11 protein-coding genes are annotated in these 12,514 nt (G+C 62.8%); 4 read left to right on the top strand and 7 right to left on the bottom strand.

Annotation, left to right across the window (positions count from 1 at the left end):
• Positions 1 to 183: 183 nt before the first annotated feature.
• The gene (locus ACMGE0_RS17080; RefSeq protein WP_436817071.1) at positions 184 to 648 is read right to left on the bottom strand and encodes a MarR family winged helix-turn-helix transcriptional regulator; all 465 of its coding nucleotides are present in this window, start codon (positions 646 to 648) and stop codon (positions 184 to 186) included.
• A gap of 160 nt (positions 649 to 808) precedes the next feature.
• Positions 809 to 2,218 (bottom strand): DHA2 family efflux MFS transporter permease subunit, encoded by a 1,410-nt coding sequence (locus ACMGE0_RS17075; protein ID WP_436817070.1) that lies wholly within the window; start codon positions 2,216 to 2,218, stop codon positions 809 to 811.
• Between the two features lie 140 nt (positions 2,219 to 2,358).
• Here ACMGE0_RS17075 and ACMGE0_RS17070 point away from each other — a divergent pair, with 140 nt between their 5' ends.
• From ACMGE0_RS17070 to ACMGE0_RS17055, 4 genes are all read left to right on the top strand, one after another.
• The gene (locus tag ACMGE0_RS17070) at positions 2,359 to 3,174 is read left to right on the top strand and encodes an IclR family transcriptional regulator (RefSeq protein WP_436817069.1); all 816 of its coding nucleotides are present in this window, start codon (positions 2,359 to 2,361) and stop codon (positions 3,172 to 3,174) included.
• Between the two features lie 136 nt (positions 3,175 to 3,310).
• Positions 3,311 to 4,063 (top strand): gluconate 2-dehydrogenase subunit 3 family protein, encoded by a 753-nt coding sequence (locus tag ACMGE0_RS17065; protein WP_436817068.1) that lies wholly within the window; start codon positions 3,311 to 3,313, stop codon positions 4,061 to 4,063.
• Between the two features lie 13 nt (positions 4,064 to 4,076).
• Positions 4,077 to 5,843: a GMC family oxidoreductase gene (locus ACMGE0_RS17060; RefSeq protein ID WP_436817067.1), complete on the top strand. Its 1,767-nt coding sequence runs from the start codon at positions 4,077 to 4,079 to the stop codon at positions 5,841 to 5,843.
• The gene (locus ACMGE0_RS17055) at positions 5,840 to 7,051 is read left to right on the top strand and encodes a c-type cytochrome (RefSeq protein WP_436817066.1); all 1,212 of its coding nucleotides are present in this window, start codon (positions 5,840 to 5,842) and stop codon (positions 7,049 to 7,051) included. The genes ACMGE0_RS17060 and ACMGE0_RS17055 overlap by 4 nt, the downstream gene beginning before the upstream one ends.
• Before the next feature lie 49 nt (positions 7,052 to 7,100).
• On the opposite strand, the gene ACMGE0_RS17050 is transcribed toward ACMGE0_RS17055, so the two are convergent.
• From ACMGE0_RS17050 to ACMGE0_RS17030, 5 genes are all read right to left on the bottom strand, one after another.
• On the bottom strand, positions 7,101 to 8,357 hold the full coding sequence (locus ACMGE0_RS17050; RefSeq protein ID WP_436817065.1) for an MGH1-like glycoside hydrolase domain-containing protein: 1,257 nt from the start codon (positions 8,355 to 8,357) through the stop codon (positions 7,101 to 7,103).
• Positions 8,358 to 8,376: 19 nt separating this feature from the next.
• Positions 8,377 to 9,435, bottom strand: coding sequence for an ABC transporter ATP-binding protein (locus ACMGE0_RS17045; RefSeq protein WP_436817064.1), 1,059 nt, complete (start codon positions 9,433 to 9,435; stop codon positions 8,377 to 8,379).
• A 15-nt stretch (positions 9,436 to 9,450) separates the two neighbouring features.
• A complete protein-coding gene (locus ACMGE0_RS17040; protein WP_436817063.1) occupies positions 9,451 to 10,293 on the bottom strand; it encodes a carbohydrate ABC transporter permease in 843 nt (280 codons plus the stop codon).
• Positions 10,290 to 11,141 carry a carbohydrate ABC transporter permease gene (locus ACMGE0_RS17035; RefSeq protein ID WP_436817062.1) on the bottom strand — a complete coding sequence of 284 codons (852 nt, stop codon included), beginning with the start codon at positions 11,139 to 11,141 and terminating at the stop codon, positions 10,290 to 10,292. The genes ACMGE0_RS17040 and ACMGE0_RS17035 overlap by 4 nt, the downstream gene beginning before the upstream one ends.
• Before the next feature lie 74 nt (positions 11,142 to 11,215).
• On the bottom strand, positions 11,216 to 12,490 hold the full coding sequence (locus tag ACMGE0_RS17030; RefSeq protein WP_436817061.1) for an ABC transporter substrate-binding protein: 1,275 nt from the start codon (positions 12,488 to 12,490) through the stop codon (positions 11,216 to 11,218).
• Between the last annotated feature and the right edge of the window lie 24 nt (positions 12,491 to 12,514).

Raw genomic sequence — 12,514 nt, 5'->3', positions numbered from 1 at the left:
GGCGACTTGGGCACGAAGGCAGGCGGTGCAGCCGGCGCTGAAGACGTAGAGCCGGGGGAAGGAGCCGGCGCGGCGGATGCCGGCTCCGGCTGCTGTTCGGCGGCTCGAATGGTTTCGGCCGGCTCCGCATTCTCGCGGGATTCCGGCCGTTCAAGCATCTCGTCCTTCAGTTTTGCTGCTGCCTCACGCGAGGACATCGATATCCTCCAAATCGGTGACATTGGCCGAGATGCGCTCCAAAAGAGCCACGGCGGCGTGCAGTTCGTCGGGATCGATATCCTGGAAAATCTGCTCGCGAATCCGATCGGCGATGGAGCGGACCATGGCGGCCTGCTCTTCGCCATAAGGGGTGAGGACAATGAGCTTGACACGGCGGTCATTTGCGTCCGGCCGTCGTTCGATGAGCCCGTTCTCCTCCATCCGGTCGAGGAGGCGCACCATGGTCGCCTGCTCGAGCTCGAGATCGCAGGCAAGCTCGCTCTGGGTCATGTTCTGTTTCTTGGCGAGGCGGAACAGCGCCCTGGCGCGCGGATAGGTCAGCCCATGCGCGGTGACCTGCTGGTTGAACGCCGTGCGGATCTTGCGGCTCACCTTGGTGAGCGCCTCCAGGAAGTCGGATGCGATGGGATCTGATTTGATCGTGGACATAAAGTTAGTGCGCTAAGTGTTTCTCTTGCATTAGTTAGCATGCCAACTATCTCGTTTCAAGGGGAGATGGGGGGCAGCCGCCGAATTCTCCGGGCATGCTCCTCAAGTGGCGCCTTGTTCAGCCCGAATACGGCGGTTTGAGCAGCCTTCGAGCCTCCTCTCACTCCGCCGCCTCGGGCTCCTGGGCCTCTACCACCTCTTTCTTTCGGCCTGCGAGCACGTCTCCTGCATTCTGCGACAGCCGGAAGAAAGAAAGGCAGGAAGAAGCTGAGACGATCGCGATGATGGCGAAGGACATTGCGAAGGCAAAATTGGTCAGCGTCTCCGAACCGCCGGAAAAATAGTTCAGCAGCACGGCCGACAGCGCGACGCCGGTGCTCTGGGCGATGCGCTGCGCCATCTGCGACAGCGAGGTCGCATGGCTCATCTCCGAGTCCTCGGTTTCGGCAAATGTCAGCGTATTGAGCGACGTGAATTGCAAGGCCCGGAAGAAACCGCCGAACAGGATGATGACGATCATGACGACAGGCGCCGTGCCGGGCGTGAACGTGGCCAGAAGCGCCATCGACGCGCTGGCGATCAGCGCGTTCCACAGCAGGACGCTGCGGAAGCCGAAACGACGCAGGATGCGTCTCGTCATGGTTCGCATGCCGAAGGCGCCGATCGTGGAGACGAAGGTGATGGCGCCGGATTGCAGCGGCGTATAGTGGAAAACTTCCTGCATCAGCAGCGGCAACATGAAGGGCAGGGCGCCCATGCTGATCCGGAACAGCGAACCGCCCGTGACGCTCGAACGGAATGTGGGGTAGCGGAAGAGTTTCAGATCGAGAATGGCATTTGGCGTTTTGCGCGCATGCCGGATGTAGAGGCCGAGTAGGGCGCAGCCGACCGCAGCCAAAGCCAACGCGCTGGAGTTCATGCCACGGGCGAAGGAATCGAAACCGAAAATGACCGCGCCGATGCCGGCGCCGGTGAGGATGAAGCCCGGAAAATCGAAAGAGGTGCGTTCAGCCGGCGGGATCTTCTCGATGAGCGCGAGCGTCAGGATGATCGCGACAATGCCGACCGGCAGGTTGATCCAGAAGATCCAGTGCCACGAACTGATGCCGGTGATGAAACCGCCGAGCAGCGGCCCGATCGCCGGCCCGACGACGGCCGGCATGCTCATCAGCACCATGGCGGAGACAAGTTCCTCGCGCGGCACGGAGCGCACCAGGATCAGCCGTGCCGTCGGCAGCATCAGGGCGCCGCCGAAGCCCTGAAGGGCGCGGGCGGCGATCAGCATGGTGAGGCTGGCCGAGGCGGCGCAGAGCAGCGAGGCGAAGGTAAAGAGCGCGATCGCGGAACAGAACACCAGCCGGGCGCCGAAACGGTCGGCAAGCCAGCCGCTCAAGGGCAGGAAGACGCCCAGCGAAAGCACGTAGACGGTGATCGTCGAATGCAGCGCAAGCGGCGGTTCGCCGAGTGCATCCGCAATCGTCGGCAGGGCCGTGGCGATCGCGGTCGAATCGATCTGCTGCATGATAAGGGCCGATGCGACGATCAGCGGCACGGTCTTGCGGGTGTCCAATTTGGTGTGTTCTTCTATATGGAACGACGGTCCGATTTCAGGATATTCTTTTGGATATTCGGCTGTCAACGGCACTTTATAATTGCCCTGTTCGCGGCGTGTTGTCGGTGTGCTGTCGGCAGGCTGTCATGGGAGCGACGATGGAAATGAAGATCACGGGCATCGGAGAGGACCAGCAGAAGGGACGGCTTTCCTCGGTTTCGATGGCGATCCGGATCCTGAAAGCTTTTTCGGGGGACGAGGCCGAGATCGGCATCAGCGAACTCGCCAAGCGTCTCGGCATCGCCAAGAGCACCGTCCACCGCCTGGTCGTCACGCTGATGGCGGAGGGTTTCCTCGACAAGAACCAGGAGACGGGCCGCTATCGGCTGGGGCTTGGGCTTTTCGGCCTTGGCTCGCTGGTGCGCCACCGAATGGATCTGTCCACGGAAGCGCGCACCGTGCTCATCGATTTGCGTCAGGAGACGGAGGAAACGGTACTGCTGGCGGTGCCGGCCGGGTCGGAGGTGATGTATATACGGACCCAGACATCCCGCCAGGCCGTGCGCATCAATGCGGAGATCGGCATGCGGGCTCCAGGCTACTGCACGGCGGCGGGCCGGGCGATCCTCGCCTTTCAGCCGGAGGGCCGCATCGCCGCTGCCATTGCCGCGCCCATGGTTCCGCGCACGCCGAAAACGGTGACAGATCCGGACAAGCTCCTGAAGCTGCTCGCCAATGTCCGCCGTCTCGGATACGCCATTGAGGACGAGGAAAGCGAACTCGGGATGCGCGCTATCGCAGCGCCGGTCTACGACGCCCAGTCGGAGGTGGTCGGCTCTGTCGCGATTGCCGGTCCCGTTCAGCGCCTGTCGCTCAAGAATCTCAACGGTCTCGTCGAGCCGCTGCTTGCGGCGGCGCGGGCCATTTCCGTCCGCTTGGGACATCGCGGCTCTATGGGCTCCGACGAATTCTGACGATTTTACCCCCCTCTCCGGGGTTGCCGCCGTTCCTGAACGCCCTAGGTTGATTGCTGAACCGTTCGGTTCGATCACCTCGGCGCACGTCGTTTCGGCGCGTCACCGGCCTTTTCTCTTCCGGGGAGGTCTTCTTATGGAAACCCACTGTCTCAAGCGCCCAACGCGGCGCCAATTCCTTTCTTCCGTCGCATTCACCGTTCTTGCCGCCAGCTCCGGGCCCGTCCTGGCACGCAGCATTTCCGGCAGCCTGCCGTGGGAGGCGCGTTCCGCCGATCCGCCGGTACAGGTAAAGCCGGGAGGCTGGCTGTTCTTCACGCCGGAAGAGGTTTCGACCATGGAGGCGGTGGCCGATCGGCTGATCCCCGCCGACGAGCTTTCGATCGGCGGCAAGGAAGCGGGCTGCGTCGTCTACCTCGACCGGCAGCTCGTGGGTTCCTACGGCACGTCAAGCCGGCTCTATACGAAAGGGCCGTTCATGCCGGGCCTGCCAACGCAGGGATACCAGGCGCCCGACACGCCGGCACAGCGCTACCGCACGGGACTTGCCGCACTCAACGGCTGGACGCGTGACAACAAAGGCGGCAAGCGCTTCTTCGAGCTTTCGCCGGACGATCAGGACGCGACCTTGCGCGATCTCGAAGCCGGCAAGATCACGCTCGCCAACAATGTGGATGCCAAGTCCTTTTTCAATCTCATGCTGAGCAACGTGATGGAAGGCTTTTTCGCCGATCCGATCTACGGCGGCAACAAGGACATGGCTTCGTGGAAGATGCTGGGTTTCCCCGGCGCGCGATACGACTATCGCGACCACGTGACGAAGCACAACCAACCCTATCCCTTGCCTCCGGTTTCGATCGCAGGCTCGACGGAATGGATGACCAGGTAGGGACGAAGATATCATGACAACCATTCTACCGCGCAAGGACGTCGTCATTGTCGGCCTTGGCTGGACGGGCTCTATTCTTGCCCATGAACTGACTGAAGAGGGGCTCGATGTCGTGGCGATCGAACGCGGTCCCTGGCGCGACACGGCCACCGATTTCAACATCGGTTACGCGCAGGACGAACTCCGTTACGCGATCCGCCGCGACCTCTTCCTGCAGCCGACCGTCGAAGCGATGACCATGCGCAACAATACCGCGCAGACGGCACTGCCGATGCGCGACTACGGCTCCTTTCTGCCCGGCAACGGGGTTGGTGGCGCCGGTGTCCACTGGAACGGCCATACCTGGCGGTTTTGGGACAGCGACTTCCGCATCGTCGACCATCTCAACGAACGCTACGGTTCCGGCAGGGGCGCCGACCTGACGCTGCAGAACTGGGGTGTCAGTGCCGAGGAGATGGAAAGCGCCTACGACCGCTTCGAATATCTCGCCGGCATTTCCGGGAAGGCGGGCAATATCAAGGGCCAAATCCAGGAGGGCGGCAATCCGTTCGAAGATCCGCGCTCCCGCGACTATCCCCTGCCGCCGTTGCAGATGACCTATGCGCCGACGCTGTTTGCCGAGGTGACGAAATCCATGGGCCTGCATCCATTCCCCACGCCTGCGGCGAACCTCTCGAAGGACTATATCAACCCGCTCGGCATCGCTATGGGTCAGTGCACGATGTGCGGCTTCTGCGAGCGCTTCGGCTGCGCCAATTATTCGAAATCGTCGGCCCAGACGACCATCCTGCCGGTCCTGATGAAGAAGAAGAACTTCGAGGTCAGGACAGACTCGGAAGTGCTGCACGTGGACCTCGACGTCTCGAAGAAGCACGCCCGCGGCATTACCTATGTCGACACCTCGGGTCAGGAATTCTTCCAGCCGGCCGACCTCGTGCTGCTCTGCGCCTACGGCCTGCACAATGTCCGGCTGATGATGCTCTCGGGCATCGGCCAGATCTACGATCCGAACACAGGCGAGGGCACGGTCGGGCGGAACTACTGCTACCAGACCAATTCCAGCGCCCAGGTCTTCTTCGACGACAGGAACTTCAATCCGTTCATCGCCGCCGGCGCGCTCGGCCAGACAGTGGACGACTATAACGGCGACGCCTTCGACCACGGGCCGCTGGATTTCGTCGGCGGGGCGGGCATCAATTGCATCCCGACCAACGGCCGTCCGATCCAGACCAGACCGACGCCACCCGGCACGCCGCGCTGGGGCTCGCAATGGAAACAGGCGACGGTAAAGGCCTATAAGGCGACGCTCGGTTTTTCCTCCCAGGGATCGAGCTATCCGACCCGCAGCAACTATCTCGATCTCGATCCGACCTACACGGACCGGTTCGGACGGCCGCTGCTGCGCGTCACCTTCGACTTCCCCGACAACGATATCCGCATGTCGGCCTGGGTGACGGCCAAGATGGAGGAGATCGCCAAGACCTTCGGCGGGAGGCAGTACAATATATCGCCGCGCAAGAAGGGCTGGGACTCGGTTCCCTATCAGAGCACCCACAATACCGGCGGGGCGATCATGGGCGCGGATCCGAACACCAGCGCGGTCAACAAGTATCTCCAGAGCTGGGACGTGCCCAACGTCTTCGTCGTGGGCGCCTCCGCCTTTGCGCACAATGCCGGCAAGAACCCGACCGGCACGGTGGGCGCGCTTGCCTACTTCGCGGCGGATGCCATCCGCCAGCAGTATCTCCGCAACCCGGGTCAACCTCTGGTGTCGGCATGAAGAAGATCGTCTTTTCCGTAATCCTTGCGGCGGCCGCTCTTTCGTCAGGCTCCGCTTTTTCTCAGGCTCCCGATCAGGCCGACGAAATCATCCGCGGTCGCTATCAGGCGATCCTCGCCGACTGTGCCGCCTGTCACACCGCGCCGGGAGCGAAGCCGCTTTCCGGCGGCCTTCCGCTCGAAACGCCCTTCGGCCAATTGATCCCGCCGAACATCACGCCCGACAAGGCGACCGGCATCGGCAACTGGACCGAGCAGGATTTCCATAGGGCCATGAAGACCGGCATCGGCCATGACGGCAAGCGGCTCTATCCCGCCATGCCGTATCCGGCCTATACCAAGATGAGCGACGAGGACATCGGCAATCTCTGGTCTTATCTGCGGACGGTGGAGCCGGTCTTCAATCCGGTCGAATCCAACCAGTTACCGTTTCCGTTCAACATCCGGCTCTCGATGCTCGGCTGGAACACGATCAATTTCGAGGCACGTGCATTCGAGCCCGATCCGTCGAAATCGCCGGAATGGAACCGCGGCGCCTATATCGTCCAGGGACCCGGCCATTGCGGCACTTGCCATTCGCCGAAAACCTTCCTCGGCGCGGACAAGACCGACGAGGCGCTGCAGGGTGCTTCATTGCAGGGATGGTATGCGCCCAATATTACCGGCAATCCCCATATCGGGATCGGCAGCTGGAGCGAGGACGAGATCGTCCAATACCTGAAAACCGGGGCGAACGCGCATACGATCGCGTCCGGCCCGATGGCGGAAGCGATCCAGGCTTCGACCTCGCTGATGACCGACGAGGACCTGAAGGCGATCGCGACCTATCTGAAGAGCACAGAAGGCGGCCCGACAGAAAAGCCGCAGCCGCTTGCCGCCAGCGATCCGCATATGGCGGCGGGTGCGGCGATCTATCATGACACCTGTTCGGCCTGCCATGGCGGCGACGGCAAGGGAGCACGACAGCTCTTCCCGGCGCTTGCCGGCAGTTCGATCGTACAGCAGCCGAGCGCCGAAACCTTGGCCCGCCTGGTGCTGAACGGCAGTCAGGCGGTCGCGACACCCGAAGCGAGGACGACACCCTCCATGCCCTCGCTTGGCTGGCGGCTCTCCGACCAGCAGGTTGCGGACGTGCTCACCTATGTCCGCAACAGCTGGGGCAATGCAGCGCCGCCGGTGCAGGCATCGGATATCGCCAGCCAGCGGTAGAGCGGAAACAGGCGCCGATGAGGCGTCTGTTTCTTCCGGAGATACGGGATCAGGTCTTCATCAGCCACATATAGGCTGCGGCCGTCCAGGAGAAGCCGAGGCCGCCGCAGCCTTCGCCCGTCACCGGATCGAAATATTCGGCAAAGCCTTCCGCCTCGATCGCCGTGACGGTCGACCTGCGGAGCTCTTCCGCAGCCTGCGGATGTCCGTTGCGCTTCAGCCCGTCGATCAGCAGCCAATTGATGATTGCCCAGGCCGGGCCGCGCCAGTAACGCTTCGGCTCCCAGCTGGCGATTCCCGGCTTGGTGGTCGGGAAGGCCACTTTCAGCCCCTTCGACCATGCCTTCATCTCCTCGACCAGTGCATCGGCGATCTCTCTGCTAAGATCGAGCGAGAGGAGGGGGATGAAACCTGCCTGCGTGGCAGCGTTCACGTCGTCGCCGGAGATCAGGTCGCGGGAGACGAAGCGGGAGAGTTTCGGCCGCCACTGAGCGAGGATGGCCTTGCGGGTCCGCTCGTTGAAGGCGGAGATCTCGGCCGCATCTTCCGTTCTGCCGAACAGGCGGGCGAGATGCTCCAGGTCCTCGCCGGCTTTCAAAAGGATCGCGGTCGTCTGTATCTCGGCGATCTTGAACGGCGCCTTTTCCCATTGGCTGGCCGGGTCCCAGCCGCAGGCGGCATAGGTATCGACCAGATGGATGAAACGGTTGTAGTCCTCGTCGCGCGGCCGCATGTCGGCATTCACATGGCCGGTGTCCTTGCGCATGACGGGGGTGTCGGTGGTGGTCGGCACGCGGGCGAGCGCGATGTCCCAGGCGGGAGAATTGTCGCTGCCGCTCTCCCAGGGATGCAGCAGCGCCACCAGGCCCGTACCTTCCGGGTCGCGCGCGGAATACCACCAGCGATGCCATTTCAGCGCCGCCTCGTAAAGCGGCAGGGTGCGGGCTTCCGCCTGTCCGCCGGCAGCCTCATAAAGCTTGCGAAGCGCGATCGCGAAGACCGGCGGCTGGGTAATGCCGGAGGTGGGGATCACATGCTTGGTCCGCCAGACATTGGGACCGGGGAAATAGGTATCGCTCGGCTGATGGAAGACGATATGCGGGATCATGCCGTCCGCCCACTGGCCTTCGACCAGACGCTCCAGCTCCCGATAGGCGCGGTCGGTATCGTAGAGAGCGAAACCCATGGCGACGAAAGCGGAATCCCAGTTCCACTGGAAGGGGTAGAGCCGGTCGGCCGGAACCGTATAGCCGCCGCGGTCATTGGCGACGAGGATGCGTTTCGCCTCGGTGATATGCAGGTTCATTTCGGGTACTCCAGAATGCTCAGGCCATCACGGCCGGGAAGGATTTGCCGCTTTCGGGCGAAAGCCAGGTAATGCGGTTGCGGTCGAGCTTGAGACCGATCGTGTCGCCGCTTTTGACGGTCTCCGAGGCCGGCAGGATGACGCGGACCGGCTGGTCGTGGATCGAACCGGTCAAAAGCAGATGCGAACCCATGGGTTCGGCGACGCGGACCTTCATTTCCAGCCCCTCGGGAAGGGGCGCCAGCTCGACCGCCTCGCCGCGCAGGCCCAGCACGATCTCATCGCCGGATTCCTTCGGCGCCACAAACAGTTCGGCGCCGGCCGCCACCTGACCGTTCGAAACCGGCACCTTGATGAAGTTCATCGGCGGATTGCCGATGAAGCCGCCGACGAAACGCGTTGCCGGGTGATTGTAGATCTCGACCGGATGGCCGACCTGTTCGACCACGCCGCCATGCATGACGGCGATACGGTCGGACAGGCCCATGGCCTCCGTCTGGTCGTGGGTAACGTAGATGGTCGTGGTGCCGGCCGATTGCAGCACGGTTTTCAGCTCCGTGCGCATTTCGAGACGCAGCAGCGCGTCGAGGTTTGACAGCGGCTCGTCCATCAGGAGGACCTTCGGCTCGACCGCCAGCGCGCGGGCGACCGCGACGCGCTGCCGCTGGCCGCCAGACAGCTTGTTCGGATAGCGGTCGAGATACTGCTCGATATGCAACAGGCCGGCCGCCTTCTCGACCTGCGCCTTCACCCGCTGGTCGTCGGCCTTCTGCATTCGAAGCCCGAAGGCGACGTTCTCGTAAACCGTCATATGCGGGAAGACGGCATAGTTCTGGAAGACCATCGCCAGGCCACGGTCCTTTGGCGGCAGGCCGATTACCGATTTTTCGCCGATGCGGACGTCGCCGGAAGTGGCGGTTTCGAGGCCCGCGATAATGCGCAGCAGCGTGGTCTTGCCGCAGCCGGAAGGGCCGAGCAGCGAGACGAATTCGCCGTCGTTGATCGTCAGCGAGACCTCTTTCAGCGCCTCGAAGGAGCCGAAGCTCTTGCGGATACGGTCGATGACAATATTGGCCATGAGTGGATGGTCCCGTTACTTGGAAGAAATGCCCCAGATCGCGAAGAGGTAGCGCCTGACCGCGAAGATGAAGACAACGGAAGGGAGGATGAGCATCAGGCCACCGGCGAAGCGGTAATGCATCGGGCTTTCGGAAAGCACCGTCAGCAGATATGCCGTCAGCGTGCGGTTCCTGACCGTCAGGACGGAGGCTGCAAAAACCTCGTTCCAGGAGATGACGAAGGCGAAGACGGCGGTCGCCACGATACCGGGCAGCGCCAGCGGGGCGACGACCTTGAAGAAGGCCTGGACGCGGGTGCAGCCGAACACCCAGGCGGCTTCCTCAAGCTCCTTCGGCACGCCGAGAAAAATGCCTTGCGTGACGAGCGCCGCAAACGGGAGCGCCAGCACCGTGTAGATCAGGCCGACGCCGACGATCGTGTCGTAGAGGCCGAGCCTGATGAAGGAGACGGTGAGCGGCAGGGCGAGGATCGCCAGTGGGAAGGCGCGCGTGAGCAGCACCAGCAGCCGGTAACTGTCCTTGCCGTGGAAATTGTAGCGGGCCAGCGCATAGCCCGCCGGTGCGCCGAGGATGATCGAAAGCGCCACAGTGATGCCCGCCGCGCCGAGCGAATTCAGGAAGGACTGGACGACGCCTTCCGTTCTCAGGAACAGAAGGAACGGATCGATCGAGATGCCGGTCGGCAGGCCGGTTTTCGGCCATTGATAGACGCCCTGGCGGCCCCCGAGCGCTCCGAGCGCTACGAGGTAGATCGGCACCAGTACCCAGGCGCAAAGCGCCGCGATGCCGCTCCAGAGCAGCCATCGGCGGGAGGAGACGAAACCTGCCGGACTAATCGACGTTGCTTGCGAACTCATGGCAGGCGCTCCGGATCGACCTTGATGGCTTTCAGATAGACGATGGTGGCGGCGAGCGAGATGATCATGATCAGCACCGCATAGGCCGCGGCGACGCCATAATTCTGGTTCTGGTTCTGCCAGTTGTAGGCTTCGCCGACCAGGACCGGGAAATTGCGCCCGCCGAGAGCGTAGACGACGGCGAAGACCTCGAAGGCAAGCACGGTGCGCAGGATGAGCGCCGATTGCAGCGCCGGGCGGATGAGCGGCAGCGTGATACGCCAGAAGCGCGTCCAGGGACCGGCGCCGAAGATCTCGGCCGCTTCCCTGAATTCCTTCGGCACCTGGTTGAGGCCGGCGACGATGATGACCATGACGATCGCCGTGCCGCGCCAGATTTCTGCTACCGCGATCGCCAGGAAAAGGGCGACCGGCGTCTGATAGGAAAGCCAGCTCGCCTGCCGTTCGATGATGCCGAGGCCGAATAAAGCGGAATTGAAATAGCCGGTGTTCTGCAGGATCGACAGCCAGACGAGGCCGGCGGCGAGATCGGAAATGCCGAGCGGGATCGTCCAGATCCACAGGATGGTCTCGCGGCCGCGCCCGACCTTGGCGACCAGCGTGCCCATCACGAGCGCCATGCAGAGTTGTACCGGCACGACGACGATCGTCAGCAGGAAAGTGTTCCTGACCGAGCGCGCGAAGTTGATGTCGTTCACCATCCGCTCGGCATTTGCGAGCGAGGGCACGCCATTATCCGACATAGCCAGCCAGATCGTTTGCACCAGAGGCACGACGAAGAGCAGCGCCAGGAAAGCGACGGACGGCAGGATCAGCAGATAGGGTATCCAGGATCGATTATTGGTCATCGGCTCCCGCCTCGGAGGTTTTTCGATACGATGCCCGGGCATTCGCGCCCGGGGCATCGTCAGCCTTGGGAGGCTTATTCAACAGGGCAGGGGCCGTCGCTCTTGGCGTCCGGAGCCCAGCAGGGCGCCTTGGTGTCGGTCATCAGCTTGGCCATGGTGGCGCCTTGAGCTTTCAGCACGTCGGCAATCGGCTCGTTCTGCAGCACGATGCGCTGGAAGGCGTCCATATAGACCTTGTTGAACTCACCGCCCTTGTCGCCGAGACCAACCGGGAGAAGCGAGATCAGCGCGTCCTTGGAGGCTTGGGTGGCCGTTACCGCACCGGCGAGCAGGGCTACGCCGGGATCCAGGTCTTCCGGGAGCTGGACGTTCAGCGTCGGGAAGAAGCCGACCCGCGAAGCGGTAAGGAGCTGCACGTCAGGCGTCGTCAAGTGCTCTATGACCTTGGTTGCTCCAGCCGTGTCCGGTGCGCCTTTCGGGATCGCGAGGCCGGCGATGACCGGCATGTAACCGCGGCCCTTCGGACCGGCGGGGGCGGGGAAGACGACATAGTCGTCCGGCGAGGCGGAGATGGCGTTTTTCAGCCGCGCGACGTGATCCCACGCGACCATGACTTCACCGGCGGCCAGCGGCTCCTGCATGAAATCGTAGTTGGTCGAATTCGGGTTCACATAGGTCCAGAGTTCTTTCAGTTTCTCCCAGCCGGCAGCCGCATCGGCGTTCTGGAAAGTGCGCACGACGCCGCCCGTGAAGGACGGATAGAAGTAGCCCTGGAAGTAGCGGGCCATCAGGCCCTTCGGACCGGCCGGAAAGCCGATCTGCTGCTGGCCGGTTTCTTCCTGCAGCTTCTTGCCCCACGCTATGAGCTGATCGTAGGTGAGTGCGTTCACGTCGGCGCCGGCGGGCAGATATTCCAGGGCTTCCTTGCGGGCCGCCATTACATAGGTCGCCTGCATCCATGGGATATACTGCTGGTTGGACTTGCCGAGCTTTCCGAGATCGAGAACGGACTGCGGCATGCCGGCTGCGGCGAGTTTCGTGGCGAGATCATCGAGCGGTTCGAGCTGGTCCTTGTCGGCGAGCGGCGAGAGCTCGCCGTGCAGGGCGCCGACCAGGCTGACGGTATGCTTGCCCGCCTGGCGTTCGGCTTCCATGCGCACCGCGAACTGCGGCGGTTCTTCCACCACGTAGTCGACCTCGCCGACATCCTGCAGGAGTTCCTCGCGTACCACCGTTGCCTCTTCGATCGGGCGAAGCTGGGTGGACACGAAAACCGTCTGGGCGAGAACCGGCGAGGCGAAAGCCAGCACGGTGGACGCCAGAATTCCAAATGACATGAGACGTTTCATCTTCTCCTCCTTCATTGTTATTGT

The sequence above is a fragment of the Neorhizobium descurainiae genome, from assembly GCF_051400715.1.
In the GTDB taxonomy this organism is placed as follows: domain Bacteria; phylum Pseudomonadota; class Alphaproteobacteria; order Rhizobiales; family Rhizobiaceae; genus Neorhizobium.
This window is presented reverse-complemented; position numbering and strand designations above follow the sequence as displayed.